At 66.7% G+C, this 19,770-nt stretch carries 21 protein-coding genes and 1 CRISPR repeat array; of the genes, 14 read left to right on the top strand and 7 right to left on the bottom strand.

Translation table 11 applies throughout. The annotated features are described in order from the left end of the window. Positions 1-304: 304 nt before the first annotated feature. The 7 genes from NWFMUON74_RS19735 (at position 305) to NWFMUON74_RS19710 (ending at position 6,622) form a co-directional block, all read left to right on the top strand. The gene (locus tag NWFMUON74_RS19735) at positions 305-1,240 is read left to right on the top strand and encodes a nucleoside hydrolase (protein ID WP_187683337.1); all 936 of its coding nucleotides are present in this window, start codon (positions 305-307) and stop codon (positions 1,238-1,240) included. A gap of 193 nt (positions 1,241-1,433) precedes the next feature. Beyond that, positions 1,434-1,757 carry a WXG100 family type VII secretion target gene (locus tag NWFMUON74_RS19730; RefSeq protein WP_232110460.1) on the top strand — a complete coding sequence of 108 codons (324 nt, stop codon included), beginning with the start codon at positions 1,434-1,436 and terminating at the stop codon, positions 1,755-1,757. A gap of 8 nt (positions 1,758-1,765) precedes the next feature. Further along, on the top strand, positions 1,766-2,068 hold the full coding sequence (locus NWFMUON74_RS19725; protein ID WP_232110459.1) for a WXG100 family type VII secretion target: 303 nt from the start codon (positions 1,766-1,768) through the stop codon (positions 2,066-2,068). Then, positions 2,065-3,486, top strand: a complete 1,422-nt coding sequence (locus NWFMUON74_RS36755) for a WXG100-like domain-containing protein (RefSeq protein ID WP_342452784.1) — start codon at positions 2,065-2,067, stop codon at positions 3,484-3,486. The genes NWFMUON74_RS19725 and NWFMUON74_RS36755 overlap by 4 nt, the downstream gene beginning before the upstream one ends. Before the next feature lies 1 nt (position 3,487). After that, positions 3,488-3,919, top strand: a complete 432-nt coding sequence (locus NWFMUON74_RS19720; RefSeq protein WP_187683335.1) for an ankyrin repeat domain-containing protein — start codon at positions 3,488-3,490, stop codon at positions 3,917-3,919. 419 nt (positions 3,920-4,338) lie between these two features. After that, positions 4,339-4,776 carry a YbaB/EbfC family nucleoid-associated protein gene (locus tag NWFMUON74_RS19715; RefSeq protein ID WP_187683334.1) on the top strand — a complete coding sequence of 146 codons (438 nt, stop codon included), beginning with the start codon at positions 4,339-4,341 and terminating at the stop codon, positions 4,774-4,776. Between the two features lie 122 nt (positions 4,777-4,898). Beyond that, positions 4,899-5,537: a CRISPR direct-repeat array (repeat unit 28 nt; unit sequence GTGCTCCCCGCGCACGCGGGGATGATCC). An 803-nt stretch (positions 5,538-6,340) separates the two neighbouring features. Next, entirely contained in the window at positions 6,341-6,622 is a 282-nt protein-coding gene (locus tag NWFMUON74_RS19710) for a hypothetical protein (RefSeq protein ID WP_187683333.1), read from the top strand. Between the two features lie 177 nt (positions 6,623-6,799). Here NWFMUON74_RS19710 and NWFMUON74_RS19705 read toward each other — a convergent pair whose 3' ends face one another. The 3 genes from NWFMUON74_RS19705 to NWFMUON74_RS19695 form a co-directional block, all read right to left on the bottom strand. Beyond that, positions 6,800-6,979 carry a YegP family protein gene (locus tag NWFMUON74_RS19705; protein ID WP_187683332.1) on the bottom strand — a complete coding sequence of 60 codons (180 nt, stop codon included), beginning with the start codon at positions 6,977-6,979 and terminating at the stop codon, positions 6,800-6,802. Between the two features lie 233 nt (positions 6,980-7,212). Next, positions 7,213-8,037 (bottom strand): hypothetical protein, encoded by an 825-nt coding sequence (locus NWFMUON74_RS19700; protein WP_187683331.1) that lies wholly within the window; start codon positions 8,035-8,037, stop codon positions 7,213-7,215. A 660-nt stretch (positions 8,038-8,697) separates the two neighbouring features. Continuing rightward, entirely contained in the window at positions 8,698-9,057 is a 360-nt protein-coding gene (locus tag NWFMUON74_RS19695) for an Rv2640c family ArsR-like transcriptional regulator (protein ID WP_187683330.1), read from the bottom strand. A gap of 96 nt (positions 9,058-9,153) precedes the next feature. Between NWFMUON74_RS19695 and NWFMUON74_RS19690 the strand changes: the two genes are divergently transcribed. The 7 genes from NWFMUON74_RS19690 to NWFMUON74_RS19660 all read left to right on the top strand — a co-directional run bounded on the left by NWFMUON74_RS19690 (position 9,154) and on the right by NWFMUON74_RS19660 (position 13,868). Continuing rightward, the gene (locus NWFMUON74_RS19690; protein ID WP_187683329.1) at positions 9,154-9,687 is read left to right on the top strand and encodes an ArsI/CadI family heavy metal resistance metalloenzyme; all 534 of its coding nucleotides are present in this window, start codon (positions 9,154-9,156) and stop codon (positions 9,685-9,687) included. 61 nt (positions 9,688-9,748) lie between these two features. Continuing rightward, positions 9,749-10,786, top strand: a complete 1,038-nt coding sequence (locus NWFMUON74_RS19685) for a flavin-containing monooxygenase (RefSeq protein ID WP_232110458.1) — start codon at positions 9,749-9,751, stop codon at positions 10,784-10,786. Positions 10,787-10,868: 82 nt separating this feature from the next. Further along, a complete protein-coding gene (locus NWFMUON74_RS19680; protein WP_187683328.1) occupies positions 10,869-11,246 on the top strand; it encodes an ArsR/SmtB family transcription factor in 378 nt (125 codons plus the stop codon). Next, positions 11,243-12,340, top strand: coding sequence for an ACR3 family arsenite efflux transporter (arsB, locus tag NWFMUON74_RS19675; protein WP_187683327.1), 1,098 nt, complete (start codon positions 11,243-11,245; stop codon positions 12,338-12,340). The genes NWFMUON74_RS19680 and arsB overlap by 4 nt, the downstream gene beginning before the upstream one ends. Next, on the top strand, positions 12,337-12,771 hold the full coding sequence (locus NWFMUON74_RS19670) for an arsenate-mycothiol transferase ArsC (RefSeq protein ID WP_187683326.1): 435 nt from the start codon (positions 12,337-12,339) through the stop codon (positions 12,769-12,771). Before arsB ends, NWFMUON74_RS19670 begins: the two co-directional genes overlap by 4 nt. Next, on the top strand, positions 12,768-13,424 hold the full coding sequence (locus tag NWFMUON74_RS19665; protein WP_187683325.1) for an arsenate reductase ArsC: 657 nt from the start codon (positions 12,768-12,770) through the stop codon (positions 13,422-13,424). Before NWFMUON74_RS19670 ends, NWFMUON74_RS19665 begins: the two co-directional genes overlap by 4 nt. Positions 13,425-13,457: 33 nt before the next feature. Next, a complete protein-coding gene (locus NWFMUON74_RS19660; protein ID WP_187683324.1) occupies positions 13,458-13,868 on the top strand; it encodes an arsenate reductase ArsC in 411 nt (136 codons plus the stop codon). 47 nt (positions 13,869-13,915) lie between these two features. On the opposite strand, the gene NWFMUON74_RS19655 is transcribed toward NWFMUON74_RS19660, so the two are convergent. The 4 genes from NWFMUON74_RS19655 to NWFMUON74_RS36200 form a co-directional block, all read right to left on the bottom strand. After that, positions 13,916-14,308 carry a hypothetical protein gene (locus tag NWFMUON74_RS19655; protein ID WP_232110457.1) on the bottom strand — a complete coding sequence of 131 codons (393 nt, stop codon included), beginning with the start codon at positions 14,306-14,308 and terminating at the stop codon, positions 13,916-13,918. Next, positions 14,301-14,906, bottom strand: a complete 606-nt coding sequence (locus NWFMUON74_RS36205) for a hypothetical protein (protein ID WP_232110456.1) — start codon at positions 14,904-14,906, stop codon at positions 14,301-14,303. The genes NWFMUON74_RS19655 and NWFMUON74_RS36205 overlap by 8 nt, the downstream gene beginning before the upstream one ends. A 1,536-nt stretch (positions 14,907-16,442) precedes the next feature. After that, positions 16,443-18,281, bottom strand: coding sequence for a hypothetical protein (locus NWFMUON74_RS19645; protein WP_187683322.1), 1,839 nt, complete (start codon positions 18,279-18,281; stop codon positions 16,443-16,445). Next, positions 18,278-19,723 carry a site-specific integrase gene (locus NWFMUON74_RS36200; RefSeq protein WP_187683321.1) on the bottom strand — a complete coding sequence of 482 codons (1,446 nt, stop codon included), beginning with the start codon at positions 19,721-19,723 and terminating at the stop codon, positions 18,278-18,280. The genes NWFMUON74_RS19645 and NWFMUON74_RS36200 overlap by 4 nt, the downstream gene beginning before the upstream one ends. Positions 19,724-19,770 lie beyond the last annotated feature (47 nt).

Raw genomic sequence — 19,770 nt, 5'->3', positions numbered from 1 at the left:
AGCGGACTGTCGCCCAGCCCACACCAGTCGTGCCGCAGAACGCAAGGCACGCAGCTCATTTCAGGATGCGAACCCTCCTGCGAAACAACCCAGGGCGATTGCTTGTACCACCACGCGACATTCAGCGGCGAACCCTTCGAGCCTGCGCCACGGGACCGCGCGGGAAGGGCTTCGGCCATCCACGGGCTCGGCCCGGCTCCCTTGACCCTGGGTGTCGTGCTCAAGCCGTAAATCGGTCGCATATTTCGGTTGCTTCCCGTGATGATCCGACCTACTTGGAATGCGGTGCCAAGGAAGGGATGTCATGTATCGGGTGTGGATGGATTGCGACAGCGGATTCGATGATGTCGTGGCGTTGATGGTGCTCGCGCGGGCGCCGGGCGTCGAGCTGGTGGGGATCTCGACGGTTGTGGGCAACACCCATATCGACAACACCACCGCGAACACCCTCGCCGCGGTCGAGTTCTGCGGGCTGGATACTCCGGTGTATCGCGGGGCGGCCAAACCGCTTGCGCAGGAACCACAGACGATCGAGCGGATCCTCGGCGCAGGCGCGATGGGCACCCTCGGCCGCCGATTCCCGGCCGCCCGCGGCACCGAGGCCGATACGGACGCGGTCGCGGCCATGGCCGCGACACTACGGGCGGCGCAGCCCGGGTCGGTCACCATCTTAGCCACCGGCCCATTGACGAATATCGCTGTCGTGCTGCTGTTGCGGCCGGAGCTGGCCGCAGCGATCGACTCGGTGGTGATGATGGGAGGGTCGGCGACCAGTGGTAACCACACTGCCGCCGCAGAGTTCAACGCCTACGCCGATCCCGAAGCGCTCGACGGGCTGCTACGGTCCGGTGTCGCGGTGCGCATGTTCGGCCTCAACCTCACCCGCCAGATCCTGCTCACTCCCGACCATGAGCAGCAGCTGCGGGCACTCGGCACCGACCGCGCTGCCGTGGTCGCCGACCACGTCGGGTTCTACCTGCGCATGATCGACTCGACCGCACCCCAGCCCATGGCATTACACGACCCCTCAGCTGCGGCGTACCTGCGCTGGCCGGAGCTGTACGACCTGCAGCCCGCACGCGTCGACGTTGAGCTGAGCCGCTCGATCGGTCGAGGAGCCACGTTTTGCGAGTTCCGGGTGCCCCGCAAAGCTCAACCGAACGCCCTGGTCGCCACCTCCGTTCAGGGGCATGAGGTGATGGCCCGCGTGATGAGCGAACTCCAGACACTCCTCACCTGAGCAGACCCGGGCTCACATCCCGACCCGGCGAGTGGCTGAACGAAGATCTCGCATCGCCCGGGGGCGGCGGCCTGCCGAGTCCTCGCGCCACAGCCCGGACCACGCTCGAGCCGCGACGGAACGGATTTCGGTTGGTCGGTCTGGGCATATAGTTCGAAGGTCAGGCTGGGTGCCGTGTGATCGAGGGGAGTCGATGATGTCTGATCTGCTTCGTGTCGATCCGGTCCGGTTGCGGGAGGCGGCGCGGTTCGTGGCTGATAAGGCGCAGGCGATGCGGGATCGGTTGGGGCAACTCGATGACACGATCGGTAAGCGTCTGCTGGCGGAGGGCTGGGACGGTACGGCTGCGGTGAAGTACGACGGGTCGTGGACGGAGTGGAAGCAGGGCGCTGAGGCGGTGATCGCCGCGTTGGACGAGTCGGCGACAAAACTGGCCGAGGCCGCGAATCTGTATGAGGCGCAGGAACAGTCGAACACGGCGGCGGTCGGTCAGATGTGGTTGAACATGGATACGTAGGGGGCGTGGTGGCAGACGGGAAGGAGCGGTTCCGGGTCGATCTGGATCTGCTGCACGAGGCCGTGACGGCGATGCAGACTTTCGGCACGGATGTCGAGACCTGGCTGGGGGAGATCGATACCCATATCGCGGATCTGCATCTGTCGTGGGACAGCCAGGCTGCCGCCGAACAGCGCACGGTCCACGACGAGTGGACGGCTGGCGTCACGGAGATGCGCGAGAACCTCGACGATCTGCGGCGGATCGCGCGACAGGCCCACACCAATTACACGACCGCGGTGGACACCAACACCGGTATGTGGCCGAAATGACTGCGCCCCTGGTCGTCGACCCGGGCGGGTTCACCCAGGCCGCCGAGGTCTACGCGCAGGTGCATCGCAACAGCCTGGTCCCGGCCATCACCGACCTGTTCGCAGTGCTGGCAGATTGTGGTGGGTCGGCGGGTTCGGACAACGCCGGGCTGAAGTGGTCGAGTGACTACGACCCGGTTGCGTACGACACTGTCGACGCGCTCGCTGACCTCGCGCTGGCGGTCGGGCAGATGCATGATCTGTTGCAGGCTACGGCGGCCAATCACAGCAACGCGAACGCGCAGTCGGCGCCGGATGCCAATCCGAACGCGCTGGTGTTCCCGCCGGGCTCGCTCACGGTGTGCAATCCGCCGGAGCCGCCGCCGACGTTCGGTGGCAGCGATCCCGAGCCGACGGGCTGGGATTGGGTGAAAGGCGCTGTCCAGGGCGAACTGTGGCCGAACGGCCACCCGAGCAAACTACGGAACGTCGCGGGCGGCTGGCGGCTGATGGCCACCAAGCTCCGCATGTCCACCATCGCCCTGCCCGGCGCGCGGCAGCTGATCGAATCGCAGCAAACCCCGGAAACCCAGCAGGCGCTCGAGCAGGCCGATCTTGTCAAAGCTCAGTTCGACACCTTGGCCGGGGTGTGTGACGAGTTGGCGAAATCTTGTGACGCTTATGCGGATTCGGTCAGCCACACCAAAGGCCAGATCACGCAAGCGCTGATCGAGCTGGCCGCGATCGTGGTGGTCGACCAAGCCTTCGGCTGGCTCGGCGCGGCGATGACCGGCGGCGGATCCGCCGCCGCGGCCCAAGGCGGCATGGCCTTAGCAATCTCGATCTACGGTGCCCGGATCGCGGCCATGATCCGTGCCCTGATCGGCCTCACGGAAGCGGCGCGGGTGCCGATTGCGGTGTCGCAGGCCATTTCTCGTGGCACCGAGGCGCTGATTCCGCTGCTGCGGGCTCGCCCGGCCTTGGCGGGTGCCGATGGGGTGGTGGCGCCGGGCCCGTTCACGTCGTTCGCGGATCTGCGGCGGCCGAAATTGACGCAGCAGACCAAGGATGCGATCGAAGCGAAGACCAAGAAGTGGGGCCCGTCTGGGAAGCAGGAGGAGTTCTATGAGGTGGAGTCGGAGCCTGCGGTCAAGGTCCCGATCAACAAATCCTACGACGACAAGCCGTGGGTGACACAGCTGGAGAAATCCGACGACGGGAAATACTACCTCGACCCTGCGAACCGTGCCCGGTACCCGGTCAATCCGAATTGGGAATACGGTCACCTGGGCGGGTTCGAGCACCGGCGTCTGCTGGCCGATGCGCAGACCCAGGGCATGAACCAGCAGGAATTCAACGACTACGTCAACAGCCACCCCGACTACTTCCACATCGAGGACCAGTACGGTAACCGCAGCCACAGACGGGAGCAGAAGTAAAATGAGCGAACTGGACGAATTCGGCCGCTCACCACTGCATTACGCCGCGGTCGACGGCGACCTGGCCGCCGTGGAACGACTACTGAACACCGAAGACGTCAACCTCGCTGACGCCGAGGGCTGGACGCCGTTGCACTTCGCCGCGCGTTCGGCCGCCGCGCCGGTGGTGGAACGCTTGCTCGACGCCGGAGCAGACATCGACGCGGTCACCGAGAAGGGTATGCCCGCGATCTACTGGGCAGCCGTCGCCCGCAGTGGTGACCCGGTCCAGACGATCCGCGTGCTACGCGCCCGGGGCGCCGACCCGACCCGCAAGACGATCAAGGACGACTACTTCCCACCCGAAAGCCCGCTGTACTTCATCAGCGAATCGGGCACCGCACCCGAGATCCGCGCCGAGTTCGCCGACCTCCTCGACCAGGAACCGTCGTGACCGGACGCGACGAATACGGCCCGCACCGCACTGCATTACACACTCCGCGACGGCGATCTGACGGCCGTCAACAGACGGCTCGACCGAAAACGTCACCCTCACCGACCACAGCCGCTGGACACCGCTGCAATTCGCCGCCCAGGCAGGCGCAACCAAAGTCATCACACGACTGCTCGACGCCGGCGCCGCCCTCGACGCCTCAACCGAGAAAGGCCACCCAGCGCCGTACTGGGCGGCGGTCACCAGCATGGGAAGCCCCGCATGAACAACCCGCGTGCTGCGAGAGGCACCGACCCCACCCGGAACACGACCATCGACCGGTACGGCCGGTTCCCCGCCAAGAGTGTCCTCGACATCCTGACGGCACCAGACCGCCGCCGCGGCCCCCGAAATCTTTGCCGAATTCCCGGATGTGATCAATGAGTGAATACCCCGACGTGGACGCCGGTCTCGCCGAAGTTCAGGCGAAAGCCGCACGCGTCCAAGCGAATCTGAAGAAGATCCGCGGCACCGGTACCGCCGCCAACGGCACGATCGTCGCCACCGTCGACTCCGCCGGACACCTCCGCGGCCTTACACTCCCGCCGAACACTACAAGGTTCGGTAGCCAGCTCAGCCTACTCATCCTCGAGGCCACGGCTGCCGCAGAGAAGGATGCTGCCAGAAAATCCGCCCACGCCGTGCGTCCCCTCACCGCAGACGACCGTGTCCAGGCCGGCCTCACTGCTATCCGAGCAACGCTCAACCAGCACGACCGGGTAACGCAGCAACCCCGCGCTTTGACCGAGGACGAGATCCAGGCTGCCGACGACGCCTACTTCGAGAAGATGAACGGGAACGGATGGCTGCAACGGTAGACAAACCCTTCGCTACAGTACGACAACGAGAGCACGCGGCATGCAGCCGGGACACGATTCAACGCGTGAGCAAACTGAATCGATTCCCGGGTGTGTCGCGGTAACGCGCCAGGTCAGCAAGTGTGCTCCCCGCGCATGCGGGGATGATCCGCCATCGCCCCGCAAGAGGTCCGCGCCATGAACGTGCTCCCCGCGCATGCGGGGATGATCCGGATGGCCAGCCTGCCCAAGCGGGGATGACTGGGTGCTCCCCGCGCATGCGGGGATGATCCTTCCTGTCGCTGATTTCGTCATGAGGTCGATTGGTGCTCCCCGCGCATGCGGGGATGATCCGTCGACGACGAGGTCACCGACCAGCGGGATCGGGTGCTCCCCGCGCACGCGGGGACGATCCGACCACCCCGACCTCTACGCCCGCTACCAATCCGTGCTTCCAGCGCACGCGGGGATGATCCTCGAAGAGGAAACCGGCCGCCGGTACACCCGTGGTGCTCCCCGCGCACGCGGGGATGATCCGGTGCTTTCCGAGTGGGTGAAGACCGAGGATGCGTGCTCCCCGCGCACGCGGGGATGATCCCACCAGGTCCGCCACGGCCCGCTGGTAGATGGGGTGCTCCCCGCGCACGCGGGGATGAATCCTGATGATTTTCCAGCGTGTGTAGCTGGTCCGGGGTGCTCCCCGCGCACGCAGGGATGATCCGCGAGTGACCGCGATGGCGCGAGAGGTTGCCGCGTGCTCCCCGCGCACGCGGGGATGATCCTCCGCCGATGACCGCACGGTTCGGCGTCTCGCGGCACTCCCACGCGCACGCGGGGATAATCCGCGCCGACGGGAGAAACCCGAGGGCGATTGGGATCATCCCCCCGAGCGCGGGGAGCACGGCGCCGAGGGATCGACGTTGGAGAACCATGCAGGGATCACCCCGCGTGCGCGGGGAGCACCGTGTGATCGTGAGGCATGTAGTCCGGATCTTTCTCGTGGCCAGACGCCGCACCCGCTGACGGGTTGGCGCGCCCGGCAGTTCCCGCTTCGCATGTCGGGTTCACATGGGCTCGGATGCCGAAGGCATTGGCGTCTCACCTAGTGCTGCATGAACCACGGGCCGTGGTCACGTCTGTTCGGTTGGGTTCAAGCTGATCTCGGCCCAGACGGTCTTGTATCCGGGGTGGCGGGTGTAGTCCCAGGCGGTGGTGAGCTGGTCGATCAGGATCAGGCCCCGCCCGCCGGTGTCGTCGGGCGTGCTCAGCCGCGGGTGGCCGGGTCCGCCGGTCGGCGCGCAGGTGATGGAAAAGGTTCACTCGCTCGTCGCACCAGGCCGGGCCGGACTATCGCCTGCACGGGCAGATCGTTGAGCCCAGGCCCTCGGCGGCCGGACAATAGCCGATCATTGGCCTGCCGCCGAGGGGCGCCGGCGGATCCGACGCCGAGGCGCTGGTGTTGCCCGCCGCGACCGCGGTGCCCGTGCCCGACGGCATCTCCGAGGAGGGTGGCCGCGAGCGTGATGATGCAGGCGATCACGGCGCATCACTTCGCCACCGAGGCCGCCCCGGTCGAACCCGGCAGGTGGCGTTGGTGCACGCGGCCCGCTGGTGGTTGGGGCAGAAACTGGTTCAGCTGATCAAGGCGCGCGGCGGGACTGTCATCGGGCTGGTCTCCACCCAAGCCAAAGCCGCCATCGCCCAGCGAATCGGAGCCGCCGACGTGGTGGTCTCCACCGGGGGCGGTTTCGTGGAGCGGGCGCTGACCTCACCGGTGGAGAGGGGGTGCACACCGTGTTCGACGGTGGCGGGGCGGCCACCTTCCGCGCGTCGATGGGCGTGCTGCGTCGGCACGGCACGCTGCTGAATTACGGGCCGTTCTCGGCGCGGCGCCCGCACCCGACGACAACTGTCGCAGCTAACCACCGCGCGGTCACGATCACCGGTTCCAGGCGGAGCACGGCGCGGAGATGGTGGCGTGGCGTGAGTGGGTGGCGCGGCGGCCGGGGCGGTGGCGTTGTGCGGGGATCCGGCGATGGCCGGGTTAGGTGAGGTCGACGATGTCGGCAGTGGGGGCGTTTTTCTTGACCGACTCGATGCCCTTGGTCGCGGCGGCTTTCGACTCGTATGCCTCGCCGGTTGCGATGGTCTCGCCGTTTCCGGCCTTGAGCCGGAACCGCACCTTGCCCGCCTTGTCCTTGTACAGCTCGAACTTTCCAGCCACGTGCGGTACCTCCAGTTCTCGGCCGAACGGGAAACCACCTGATCACAGAAGAATAAGCGGTCACCGGCGGAACAACGGGCCCGCCACGCACACGAAGCCGCGAGCCGCTCGACCCGGCAGTGGGTCACCGTACGAGCGCGGGTGCTCGAGCGAAGGTCGCGCCGTCGGGCGGCCGGCATCCCTCCGCGTGAGGCCGTCGTGTGCGCACGGGTTTCGGCTTGTGCGTGTCGTTACTAATCGTCTTTGAGCCAGCGCAGCACTGTGCCGAGTTTGCCGACGGCGGCAGGTTGTTCGACGTGTCCGTCGGGGTGTGTTCGGGTGGCTTTGGTGACGGTGCCGGTGGCGGTGGAGTAGCGCAGGTCGACGACGGTCTCACTGCGGGCGAGGCTGAGGCGCCCTGGCTGGTCGTCGTGTATCTGCCATTTCCGGAAGCCAGCCTCGGCGATGATGCGCTGAACTGGAGTCGCGCCGACTGTGACCGGTCGCTCGGTGCGCAGGACGACGACCAGGTCGCCGTCGCTGGTCCACAGGTTCTCTGAGGAGATCCCGCCTCTACCGATGGTGTGGCTGTGCCATTGCCCGTCGTCGCCGCGCTGGTACGCCCGGGGACGGCCGGACGCGGTGACAGGAGACTGGATGACGACCGAATCCGCCCCCAGCGCGGTCAACTCGTCGAGGGTGGACAACGCCGTCGCCTCGCTCGCTGGGGCGGGCACTGGGCGCGGTTCGGCGCGCTCGACGAGCGCCGAGGTCGTCTCGGCGAACGCTGTGCTCAACTCCGCCGGATCCGCTGTGCCGGGCCCGATGTCGACAGCGGTCGCCAAGCGGACCAGGCTGCCGTGGACGGTGATCAGCACCTCGCCGAGAGCTGCCGCTTGCTGCTCGACGCGGTCGGCGGCTCCGTGCTCGAGGATGGCGTCGACTTGTGCCAGGTGCTCGTTCAGCCGGGTGCGGGCCTGTAGGTAGTCGCGCACCGCGGCCTGCACCGGCTCGGTCGCTCGCTGCGCGGCGGTGCCGCGGCGAGTCGGTAGCCGGGTCACGTTGTTCTTTCTGGCCATCACCGGGCTCGTCTCCAAACAAGGGCGGAACACCAACGAGGCGGGGTCGCGCTGCGGAGGCGCGCTTGCGGGGCTACCCGCCGCACCGCTGCAACTCCGGCCCGCTGGCAATCGCCACGTTACCTTCCGTAGCTCTGCTGCCCCGGCACCTCCGAACTCCTCGGAGCAGAGCTGCTGGTCACACGATCTGGTTCATCGTTCGCGAGGCGCAGGCCGAAGGGCAGCCTTGTAGCAAAGGTGATTGGCCTGTTCGCGAACGTGCGGGCCGTTGGTCGTGCCCTGGCGGCGAATCTGGGCTGGTGTGGTTCGCCGCGATCGGCCCGTTGACGGCCCAGCGAGCACAGGTTCCACGGCGCGGGAGGTCATCGGTGCGTCGTTCTCGATGTAGACGGTCGGTGGCCGGTGTTCTGCGCAGGCTGAAGTGCCTGCCTCGGAACGAGCTGGGCGACCGGTAATCGGCCGTGCTCATTGCCGGTCAGGGCAACGAACTCGACCAGGCCGACCCAGCTGCCGTCTGTACATCGGGCCCAGCCGTGTAATCGACCGGGCACGGTAGCGGTCAGATTGAGACCTCCGATTCTCTCGCCGGCTGAAGCTGTTGCACTCCTGCCTGGGGTGTGGCCTGGTCCCGAGGTGGTGATCAGGAGAGGGACTGCCGTGTCAGCGGCAGCAATTGGGGTCGAGGACCACGCACAGAGCCGCCAGCGCTTCACGTTTCGCGTGGTGGACGACGTTCATGCCGATGCGCTCGGAATCGACGAGGCCAGCCTTACGGAGCTGGCTGAGGTGATGACTCACGGTCGATTCCGACAGTCCCACCGCGGCGGCGAGGTTGCCGCCGTTCTCCCCGATGTCGGGGCTGGCCAGCAGTAGCGACATGAGTTTCACTCGCACGGGATCGGCGAGGGCCTTCAGACGCAGAGCCACCTCGAGGGCGGCGGTGTCGTCGACCGGTCCGGCCGCGACCGGGGCGCAGCAGACCGGGGCGGACATGTCGATCACGGGCAACGTCTTGGGCATGGTACCGATCCTACCTGCGGTATTGACATATGTCGAAAAGGTGACAGACTCAGTCTCGACCACTTCTTCGATATATGTCTCACTATGGAGGTTCTCATGTCCCGCGTGCAACTCGCCCTCAATGTCAACGACCTCGAGCAGGCCGTGCAGTTCTACTCGACGCTGTTCAATACCGAACCGGCCAAGCGCAAGCCCGGCTACGCCAACTTCGCGATCGCCGAGCCGCCGTTGAAGCTGGTCCTGTTGGAGAACACCGGCCAGGGCGGCACGATCAACCACCTCGGGGTCGAGGTCGAGTCCTCCGAGCGGGTCCACGGCGAGATCGCCCGTTTGTCGGAGGCGGGGTTGTTCACCGAGGAGCAGATCGCGACCACGTGTTGTTTCGCCACTCAGGACAAGGTGTGGGTCACCGGCCCGAACGCAGAGAAGTGGGAGGTCTACACCGTTCTCGCCGATACCGAGAACTTCGGCACCGCACCGGAATTCGCAACCGACGACGCCGAAGCCATACAGGCATGCTGCGGCACCGGCAGCAGCACTACCGCCCTGTCCCTGACTGATGAGTCCGCGGCGTGCTGCACCCCCGCGGCCAAGGAGAAGGCGACCGCTTCGGGCGTGTCCTGCTGCTGAGTTCGACCGGGCGCGGCCGCCACTGTCGCGGTCGCGCATCATCGAAGGTGAAAGAACTTCTGTGATAACTCGATACGACGCTCTTGTCGTCGGTGGCGGACAGTCCGGGCTGGCCGCCACCCATCATCTGACCCGCCGCGGCCTGTCCGTCGGACTCCTGGAAGCCGGACCGGAGACTGTCGGGTCCTGGCCGCGCTACTACGACAGCCTGACCCTGTTCTCCCCGACCCGCTACAGCAGCCTGCCCGGCCTACGATTCCCCGGCGACCCGGACCGATACCCCCACCGCGACGAAGTCGTCGACTACCTGCGCCGCTACGCGGCCGCCCTACCCGCCGACATCCACCCCGGCCAGCGCGTCGACACCGTCACCCACGACAGCGGCACCTTCGCCGCGCACACGGGCACCGGTGAGGTGTTCACCGCGCCCCGGCTGATCGCGGCAACCGGCTCCTTCGCCAACCCGGTACTTCCGGAACTGCCCGGCCAGGACAGCTTCACCGGAAAACTGTTGCACGCCAGCGACTACCGATCACCGGCAGACTTCGCCGGTCAGCGAGTGAGCGTGGTCGGCGCCGGGAATTCCGCAGTGCAGATCGCGACCGAGCTGGCAGCCACCGCGAGCGTGACCCTGGCCAGCCGGGCACCGGTGAAGTTCCTCGAGCAACGTCCCCTCGGCCGTGACATGCATTTCTGGTTCCGGGTGAGTGGCTTCGACGCCCTGGCGATCGGGCCTTACCTGCGCACACCGCCGACCCAGCCGGTCTTCGACACCGGCCGGTACCGCGCGGCCCTCGCAGCAGCCCGGCCCGAGGCCAAACCCATGTTCACCAGCCTCGACGGCGATACCGCCGTCTGGCCCGACGGCACCGGTCACCGGGTCGACGCGATCATCCTGGCCACCGGCTACCACCCGCACCTGCCCTACCTGACCGGACTGGGAGCACTCACCGAGACCGGTCAGCCCCGTCACCGCGCGGGCCTGTCGACCACTCATGCCGGGCTCGGCTATCTCGGCTTGGAATGGCAGCGCACGCCCGCGTCGAACTCGCTACGCGGTGTCGGCGCCGACGCGAAACGCCTCGTCAAACACCTGTAGTCAGGGTTCGAAGGGGCGGAGGTGGGGGAGTTCACCGGTTGTTCGCTTGCCTTCCTGATTCGACATACGTCAATATTGATGTATGTCTAAATCAGAGGTGTCGGGGGCGCCGTCCGGGCCGGTCGGCTGCGATCCCACCCCCACGGTGGGCCGCACGCTGACCGGCACGGAAGCGGCCGAGTTCGCTGTGATGTTCAAAGCCCTCGCCGACCCCGTCCGGCTGCGAGTGCTCTCGGCCATCGCAGCCCGTGCCGGTGGCGAGGCATGTGTGTGTGATGTGTCCGATGGGCTCGATGTCACCCAGCCGACCATCTCCCACCACCTCAAGGTGCTGCGGGAGGCCGGCCTGGTCACCAGCGAGCGCCGCGCGTCCTGGGTGTATTACCGCGCCGTTCCCGAGGCCCTGGACCGGTTGTCGCTGGTACTGGGCCGCTGTTCCGGATCGGAGGTCCCGGCATGACAACCACCGAACACACCGACCACCCTGCGGTCGTCGGGAAACTGTCGACGCTGGACCGGTTCCTTCCGGTCTGGATCGGCGTCGCCATGGCCGCCGGTCTGTTGCTCGGTCGCTTGATTCCCGGCCTCGGCGACGGCCTGTCCGCGGTCGAGGTCGATGGGATCAGTCTGCCGATCGCGATCGGGTTGCTGGTCATGATGTATCCGGTGCTGGCCAAGGTCCGCTACGACCGCCTCGACACAGTCACCGGCGACCGCCGCCTGCTCGTCGGCTCGCTCGTGCTGAACTGGCTTGTCGGGCCCGCGCTCATGTTCGCCTTCGCGTGGTTGCTGCTACCGGACCTGCCCGAGTACCGCACCGGCCTGATCATCGTCGGCCTCGCCCGATGCATTGCCATGGTGATCATCTGGAACGACCTCGCCTGCGGTGACCGCGAAGCCGCCGCCGTCCTCGTCGCGTTGAACTCGGTCTTCCAGGTCGTCATGTTCGCCGTGCTCGGCTGGTTCTACCTCTCGGTCCTGCCCGGATGGCTGGGGCTGGAGACGACGACGATCGACACCTCGCCGTGGCAGATCGCGAAATCGGTGCTGATCTTCCTCGGCATCCCGCTGGTCGCCGGATTCCTCACCCGTCGACTCGGTGAAAAAACCAAGGGCCGCGACTGGTACGAATCCAAATTCATCCCACGCATCGGCCCGTGGGCGCTCTACGGATTGCTGTTCACGATCGTGATCCTGTTCGCGTTGCAGGGCCACCAGATCACCTCACGGCCATGGGACGTCGTGCGCATCGCGGTCCCGCTGCTGGCGTATTTCGCGCTCATGTGGGGCGGTGGCTACCTCTACGGCCGGCTGGCCGGTCTCGGCTACGAACGCACCACCACCCTCGCGTTCACCGCCGCAGGTAACAACTTCGAACTCGCCATCGCCGTCGCGATCGCCACCTACGGCGCCACCTCCGGCCAAGCACTCGCCGGAGTCGTCGGACCGCTCATCGAAGTCCCCGTCCTCGTCGGACTCGTCTACGTCTCCTTGGCACTGCGGAACCGCTTCCCCCACATCACAACCGGTGCCCCGGCGGAGGCGACTCGGTGACCAGAGCGCCGTCGGTACTGTTCGTGTGCGTGAAGAACAGCGGCAAATCACAGATGGCCGCCGCACTCATGCGCCACCACGCCGGAGACGAGATACAGGTGTACTCGGCCGGAACCCAGCCCGGCAACACCCTCAACGCGCTGTCGGTACAGACCCTGACCGAGGCCGGAATCGATATCGGTGACGAGCACCCCAAACGCATCGACCCCGCCCTCGCCGCGAACGTGGACGCGATCGTGGTCATCGGCCGCCAAGCCCGCCTCGACCCACCGCCCGGCCCGCGAACGCTGGTGTGGGACACCGACGAACCCTCCGAACGCGGCATCGACGGCATCGAACGCATGCGCCTGATCCGCGACGACCTCACCACCCGCGTCCACAACCTCCGTATCGAGCTCACCACCCCCCACCAGCTTCGGAGCACCCGATGACCACACCCGCCCGCGCCGCGAGAACCACGACAACGATCGACCAGGTGACCGCACTGGCCGCAGCCGCCGACCATCTGCACCGCGAGTTCGCCGACAACTTCACCTCGGTCGTGATCGACCGCTTCCTGCACTCGTCCTACGACGAACTCGCCGCCCGTGCCGCCGTCGTCAACTACATACCACTGCTGGCCGAACGCTTCGCCCGTCAACGCCTACGCGCCCTGGCCAAGATCGAAGGCCACCCCGGCACCGAAACCCCGGCCGTGCTGTTCCTGTGCACGCACAACGCCGGACGCTCACAGATGGCCCTCGGGTTCTTCACCCACTTCGCTGGTGACCGTGCCACCGGCTGGTCCGGCGGCACCGCCCCCGGCGACCGCATCCAGCCCGGCATCGTCGAGGCCATGGCCGAAGTCGGCATCGACATCGGCAGCGAGTTCCCCAAACCCTGGACCGAGGAAATCGTCGCCGCCGCCGACATCGTCATCAGCATGGGCTGCGGCGACGCCTGCCCCACCATCCCCGGCGGCCGCTGCGAGGAATGGGACCTACCCGACCCCACCGGTCAAGATCCCGCCAGCCTCCGCGAGATCCGCGACGCCATCGAAGAACGCGTCCGCACCCTCCTCGCCGACCTCGACCTCACCAACTAACCCCCCCACCTTCTCGAAAGGCCCTGACCCGTCATGGCATCCACCCCCAGCGTGCTGTTCGTGTGCGTCCACAACGCCGGACGCTCCCAAATGGCCCAAGGCTTCCTCACCCACCTCGCCGGTGACCGCATCAAGGTCCGCTCCGCCGGAACCGAACCCGGCGGCCGAATCAACCCCGCCGCCATCGAAGCCATGGCCGAAGTCGGTATCGACATCACCGCCCAAACCCCGAAAATCCTCACCCCCGACACCGTGCAGAGCAGTGACGTCGTCATCACCATGGGCTGCGGCGACAACTGCCCCTACTTCCCCGGCGTCGACTACCGCGACTGGAAACTCGACGACCCCGCCGGCCTCGGCATCGACGCCGTCCGACTCATCCGCGACGAAATTCGCGGCCGCATCGAACAACTCATCACCGAACTCCTGCCCGCGCGAACCTGACCTGTCCGGTGGCTCGACCGGCGTCGACGAGTACGCCGGTCGAGCCGCTACTCAACCGGCCATTTCACGGCTTCGAGTCTGGCGCGATCGGTCTCACGAGTGCGCTCGGAGCGTAGCTCGTGGATCACCTGGGCGTAAACGGCCAGCTGGGCTCGCAGCTGGGAATTCTGCTCTTGGAGTACCCGATTGGACTCTTCTGCGGTGCGGGCGCGTTGTTCGAGTCGGTGCAGCACGGTGGGCGCATCGGTGTCACCGCGGGCGCGGTGACGGAATTCCTGAGCCAGGTCAGTGTGCTTGTGGGTGAGCAGCCAGCGTTTGACCCCGGCCTCGGCGGCCAGTTGCATGATGCTCAGCGCACCGGTGGAACGGTATGCAGTGCCGGTGAGCAACCGTTCCATGGCAGCGCGGATCGCCGCGCGTTCACCGTCGCGGTCAGACACGGCGGTCCGGTTGCCGGTTGTCGTGGTCGGCGATGATGCGCAGGAGCCGGTTGAGTTCGGCTCGTTCGCGAGCAGCACGGACCGGTGGCGCGAGCGGGTCGGCGACGAGCACGCGTAGGCGGGCGGCGTCGGCTCGCACGGCGTCGATATCGCGGTCGGTGCGAGCGACGTTGACACAGTTCGGTCGGCAGTCCGACAGATCGGGGGTGACCCGGGTTGTGGTGTCGTCGCTGGCCAGTCGGCACACGGCACGGCGGGGATCGAGCACACACGTCATTCCCTGTCCGGGGAAAATCTGCAGAGCCGGGTTGGCCAGGAGCGTGCGGGCATCCCGGGTTGTGCGCAAGACATGTCCGGCGAAGCGCGGCGCGGATTCGATGTGCTGGCGGTAGCGGTCGGCTGCTGGCCCGCTCACGTGCTCGCCGGACTGCAAGTGCTCGTGGGCGTCGGCGAGGGTGTCCAGGCGGGTCAGCCATTCCTCGAAGGCGAGGTCGTCGGGGAATCCGGAAGCATAGGTTCCCGCGTAGCCGAGGGTCATCTGGATCTTGAGGTGGCCGTACTGGATAGCGGCGGCGACCAGCCCTCGGGGCTCGGGCAATGAACCAGGCCAGGGTCCGGCGAAAACGACGGGCGGTGATCTCCGGATGCGCCGAGTCCGGCGGGATCGGGTCGTCGCGGCCCTCGCTTCGACAGTAGTCGTCGGTCCAGTCGATCAGGGCTGCGATATCACTGTTGATGTGGGAACTGGTGCGCGCCTTGCCATCTCGGAATCTGCTGGTGCCCGTATTGGTTTTCTGCGGGCGCGCGCCGAGCCGATTCGGGAACAACAACCTCTCGGTGTGCAGGTTCTCCAGAACGGTGATCGCGGTCGCGACCGGTTCGGCCACGACCCACGGATCCGGCCGTATCCGGCCCTCGGGCACGTGCACCCCCTGGTCGTCACGCACGCCCTTCCACTGCCGCCCGCGCACCAGCAGCAGTCCCGAGGCCCGGTCACGCTCGAGGCAGCCGCGCTCCAGCGACAAGATCTCCCCGGGCCTCATGCCCGACAGGTATCCGATGACCACGAAACACGCACCGACCAGGCACCGGGCCAGCAGCCGGACTTCGCCCTCGTCGATAGGCAGCTCCCGCCAACGACGGCCATCGATCAACCCGGTCGGCGCCAGCAACAGAGCCGATCCCTCCCGGATCGTCAGCCCGCAGTTGCGGAGCAGGTCCTGGCAGGCGTTGCGGCGCAACGATTCCGGAGAGGTGTCGAGCAGGCGTGCCAAATAGTTGATATTGCACACCAACGCACCGCTGGGTGTTCGCAGACCCGGCAACGCGACGCCGAGGCGGCCGTGGGCGCGGATCACCGTCCGTAGGTCCTCGACGACCTCACCAGGACGGCGCTGATAGCGGGCCCGATCCGTGGCTGGGGTTCGCGTTCGGGCCTGCAGGCGCTGACACTCGTGCAGTGCCGCGGTGATGTCGGTGGCCAAGTCCTCGACCAGCCGCAGCGACCATGCCAGAAGTGCATTCATCGTCTCCGGTGGGATGCGCGCGATGGTCGATTCGGTGCCGCGCCGGCATTCGAGTAGGTGCTGCACACGCTCGCCACCCCACGGCTGTGCCGCGGGCAGCCGGTCGCGTTGATCGAGCAGTCCTCGGTAGGCCCAAATTTTGATCACCGCGGCGAGTAGGTCTTCTCGATCACTGTGGGTGGTCTCGATCGCCTTCACATCGGCCAGGTAGGCATCGAGGTCGAGGGCGGTCACCTCACTGAAGCATGTACGACCCCGCGCGGCCAACCAGTCCGTGAATGCGCGCAGAAACCGGAAACCGGTCGTCAAGGTCATGATCGCAGGCCGACGCGTTCGCAGCGTGTTGACCAGCGCCGCATCGCCGTCATGGTTGATCATCAGCCAGCACAACAACTTCAGCACATCGCGGAACGCGGGATGGACTGCGGTGAAACCCAGCGAGGCGGCATCGGCGTGCGGATGCAGCACCGCCGGAGTCAGCACCCACCGGTCGTCGCCGAACACCGACATCGAGGCGATATCGGTGCCCGGACGCAGCGGGCGGTTCACCAGCACCGCTGTGGCCGCGTCGGGACGGAGCGCGAACTCAGGCCAGGATTCGGGCGCGCTCACCGCAGATCCAGCGATCGCGACAGCAACCGGTCTACCAGCTGCTGCTGGTCGGGCCCTATCTCGGCGCGGGCATCTTCGATCATGGCCGCTGGGAAGCGGGCGATGATGTCGGCCAGTTGCGCGACCGGCCGGGCGAACCGCTCGGCCCACCGCAACGGTGTCATCGCCGCTGCCTGCTCGCGCAGCCGGTCGTGGGTGGCCACGAGTACCGGAAGATGCGCCGGAGTGGCCCGCGCGCACGGGCACGACAAACACAGCAGAAACGATGCGGTGCACGCCTGCCCAGCTGGTGTGTGCGGGCTGTGGGTGTTGTCGACGCAGCCGTTCAGTACGGTGTCCAGGTGCCCACCGACCAATTGCGCGAGCACCTGCGTCGATACGCCGACTTCGGCTGCCACCGTGTCCGGATCGGTGGGCGCGCGGGTGAGCTGTTCGACGGTCAATGTCCGCATCAGGGCGACGCGGCGGGCGGCATCGACTTGCTCGGCCAGCGTGGAAGCGACGACCTGCTGGTACTCCAGCAGGTTGCCGCGATCGCGGGCGAGGTAGTCGTTGGCCAGCGTCGCTTCGGTGTGAGCAACCGGGGTCTGGTGCAACTGCAGCCACGTCATGCGCAGCCGCCGTGTATCTATCACCAGCATCTCGGGTTCGCCGGTGACGGGATCGACGGTGTCGCTCGGCAATCGGCGCACACGCGACCATTCACCGACCGCGTGACGGCGCAGGCCCGGTAGGAACAGCATCCCGCGTTTGGGAGTGAAGTAGGCGAAGAGCAGGTCGCTGTTCGCCCGTTCGCGCACGGGTCCGCACACCTCGGTGAGCAGCTGGTAGACCGCGAACGGCGATGACACATCGACCTGCTCGCTCGCATCACTACTGGTTTCGCGCATCGCGACGCTCATCGATGCGAGGCTGCGGCCGCGGCGAGGCTTGATCACCTCGACGATCGCGGTGCGAGTGGCGCCGGCGTCGCCGTCGGGGCGGTGATGAGCGGCTGGCATTTCCACCACAGTGGACAGGTTGTGCCCGGTCAGGCAGATCAACAACGTGGCCGCGGCCGCCAGATCGCGAGGCGTCGGATACAGCTCGGCGAACAACACCGCGGTGCCACCATGGCGGGTCGACTTTCCGTGCCTGGAACCGCTGGGATGGCGCGGGACACGGTCGTGCCGATCGATGTGGTCGAGAAGCCACCCCTGCTCCCACCGCCATAAGTCGGTGTCGCGGTCAATCTGTCCGTCCCGCCATGCCGACAACAGAGCGCGCCCGGAACGGATCCGTCGCACACACCGGCGCACATCAGTTTTGGCCGCGTTCGTGATCCGCGCGAACTCACCGGTGGTGTAGCTGGGGAGCTTCGCCCCCTGCGCTCTGCCCATCGAATTGCGCTGGATCCGAACGACGAAATCCTCTGGGGCGTCGCGAGCGAATCGCATCAGAGACCGCATACCGCTGGCCACCCCACGTCGCGAGCCGGGCAATTGCGTCAGAAGGTACGCGTCCCAATGAAATCCACGAAGCTGCTGCGGCGATACCGGCACCGTGTCCAGGGTGGTCAGGTAGGCGGTGAACGAGCGGATCACCCGCCACAACGTCCGCACAGAACTCACCGTGCGATAACCGCCGCTGGGCCCGGATGCACCGGCCAGAGCCTCGGCAAACCAACCCAATATCGCCTCGGCCCCCGGGAGTTCGGACAGATCGAATTCGACCCCGCGGCCACCGCGTTCGGGAAAGACCTGCACCCGTAAAGGGTTGTTGCCGAATGGGTCTCGGCGCGGCGGTGTCGTGTACCCGGATCTCGGCAGCGCCGCCCGGCGTCCAAACTCGCTCATTGCATTTTCCGATCGGCCAGAGGATCGGTCAGGACTTGCGGGTGATGCCGCAACAATTCCGCCAGCAGCCCCTCGATCGCCGCGCCTCGGGTGTGCTCGATCAACAGCGTGATGTCCAGATCCCGGAACGGCTCCAGGTAGGTGTTCATGGTCGTAGCGACATTGCGGTGACCCAACAGAGTCATCACGAAGTACCAGGTGTCGCCGAACTGGGCTCGGAAATCGCGCAGCTCCGCGGCATCCAGATGAGCGAAACGCCGCTCATACACCAGCCGGCCCACCGAAAACCAGCGCAGCGCGAATGAGTGCCGCAGCATATGCGCGGTCGCAGCCAAACCGACCAACCCCGCCTGGGCCACGCGACGATTGGCGGTGGTGAATGTGTGCTGCCAACCGTGAACTTCCCGCGGCAGGCCGTCTTCGTTCAGCCACAACGCCGCCGGTATCAACCCACCGGGGCCCTCTATGAACAGTCGGCGCCGTGCTCGCGGAGCCAGACCATCCAAGGATGCAGACGACGACCTGCCCGCGCCATCACGCAATTCCACCCGGCGAGCCCCCAACAGCCGCACCATGATTCGACGTTCAGCGATCCGCTCGTAGCGGCCAGCCACCTGGGCCCGGCGCACCGCAGCAGCCCTCTCGCCCTCGGTATAGGCCGATACATCCGAAAGAGTGTGGCGCGGCATCCAGAATTGCCGGCCCCAGCCGCCTTTCCCGCACGCCGCCGCCAGCCTGCACGCGAAGAACCCCCGCGCTGAATCATCGACAGGCAACTCGACCTGCAGCACGCTCGCCCATTCACGCAACCGCAGTCCCGTCCCGTACAGGCCCTCGGCAAACGCGCAGTCGCGCTGTGAATTCCGGCCCCGCCACGACGCGACCTCGCGCCCCGCCAAGTCCAACCCGCGCAGACCGACATCTCGCCACCGCCGGTAACCGCCGGGGTCCAGCCACTTCACATCTCGATCCCGCACGATTCGCGGCGTGGCCTGAAATCCCTCGACCACGCCGCGTCCACGGCGGATCTGAGTCATGGCCACCGGGTTGGTCACCCCGTATCGCCGCTCAGCCCAGGTGTAGAACGCTCTGATCGCCACCAACCCGGACCGGACTGTGCCGCCCGCGACCCGCCTCGGGTTCGCCTCGTCGGTCATCCGCCAGAACTTGAACGCATCAATCTCGCCAGGACCGGCCTCGCTCCACGCACACCCGATCGCGTCCAGGAACCCCAACCACGTCGCCAGTTCCGTGACGTACTTCCGACGCGTCTCCTCGGCTGAACTACGCATCCGCGCAGAAGCGAAGAACTCGTTCACCTCTGCGGCGTACCGGCCGTCGGAATGCAACAACAGTGGTTGGCGCGCCCGGGTGCCGTGACGTTGAGCCCACTGAGCCAACGACGGCAGCCCAGCCAACACCGGATCCGCATCGAAATCCACTGTCGCACAATCTGTATCGCACCAGAACACCTGCCAGCGAGGAGGGA

This window comes from Nocardia wallacei, assembly GCF_014466955.1.
Taxonomy (GTDB): Bacteria; Actinomycetota; Actinomycetes; order Mycobacteriales; family Mycobacteriaceae; genus Nocardia; species Nocardia wallacei.
This window is presented reverse-complemented; position numbering and strand designations above follow the sequence as displayed.